This window comes from Spirillospora sp. NPDC049652 (assembly GCF_040675125.1).
Taxonomy (GTDB): Bacteria; Actinomycetota; Actinomycetes; order Streptosporangiales; family Streptosporangiaceae; genus Spirillospora.
On sequence record NZ_JBFAOF010001453.1, the window covers coordinates 1 to 1,304 of the forward strand.

Consider the following 1,304-nt stretch of genomic DNA (forward strand, 5'->3'; position numbering starts at 1 on the left):
CTGTCCGGCCCCGAGGGCGACCGGCTGACCGGCGGGGGCGCTGACGGCCGCCGCGCTGCTCATCCTCGGGGTGGCGCTCCTCAAGGCGCTCGGCGTGGGCGGGCGGCGGTTCTTCGCCGGGCTCATGCAGTACCGGATGCAGGCGCGGTACCGGCGCGCGGTCACCCGGCAGTACCTGAGGCTGCCGCTCGCCTGGCACCAGAAGCACCCGACGGGGCAGCTGCTGTCGAACGCCAACGCGGACGTCGAGGCGGCGTGGGCGCCGCTCGCGCCGCTGCCGATGGCGGTCGGCGTGGTCTTCATGCTGCTGGTCGCGGCCGTGTCGATCCTGCTGACCGACCCGGTGGTGGCGGTCGTGGGGTTCCTGGTGTTCCCGGCGATCGCGCTGCTGAACGTCGTGTACCAGCGGCGGCTCGCGCCGGTCGCGACCCGCGCGCAGCAACTGCGCGCCGAGGTCAGCGAGGTCGCGCACGAGAGCTTCGAGGGCGGGCTGGTCGTCAAGACGCTCGGCCGCGAGGAGGCCGAGACCGAGCGGTTCGCGGCGCGCGCCGACGCGCTGCGGGACGCCAACATCGCGGTCGGACGCGTCCGGGGGATGTTCGACCCGGTGCTGGAGGCGCTGCCGAACCTGGGCGTGCTGGCCGTCCTGCTGATCGGGTCGGTGCGGCTGGAGTCGGGCGCGATGACGGCCGGCGACCTGGTGCACGTGGCCTACCTGTTCACCCTGCTGGCGTTCCCGATCCGGTCGCTGGGCTGGGTGCTGGCGGAGGTGCCGCGCAGCGTGGTCGGCTGGGACCGGGTGCGGAGCGTCCTGGACGCGGGCGGGTCGATGCCGTACGGGGACGCGGAGCTGAAGGCGGGCGCGCCCGCCGCGCTGCGCGTCGAGGCGGTGCGGTTCGGCTACGAGCCGGCCGAGGGCGTCCCGGCGGCGGACGTGCTGCGGGACGTGTCGTTCGAGGCGTCCCCCGGCCGGACGGTCGCGGTGGTCGGCCCGACCGGCTCGGGCAAGTCGACGCTGACCTCGCTGCTGGTGCGGCTGGTGGACCCGGCGGACGGGTCGGTCCTGCTGGACGGCCTGGACGCGCGGGACGTCCGGGCGGGCGGCATCGCCGCGACCGCCGCGCTCGTCCCGCAGCAGACGTTCATGTTCGACGACACCGTCCGCGGCAACATCACGCTCGGCCTGGACGTCCCGGACGAGCGGGTGTGGGCGGCGCTGCGGCTGGCGCAGGGCGACGGGTTCGTGGCGGCGCTGCCGGACGGCCTGGACACCCGGATCGGTGAGCGCGGGACGACGCTGTCCG

General features: G+C 75.5%; 1 pseudogene. It reads left to right on the plus strand.

Features of this window, described 5'->3' with window-relative positions:
* Nucleotides 1-31: 31 nt before the first annotated feature.
* Nucleotides 32-1,304 (plus strand): annotated as a pseudogene (locus tag AB0J52_RS41040) (ABC transporter ATP-binding protein); the annotation flags it as partial.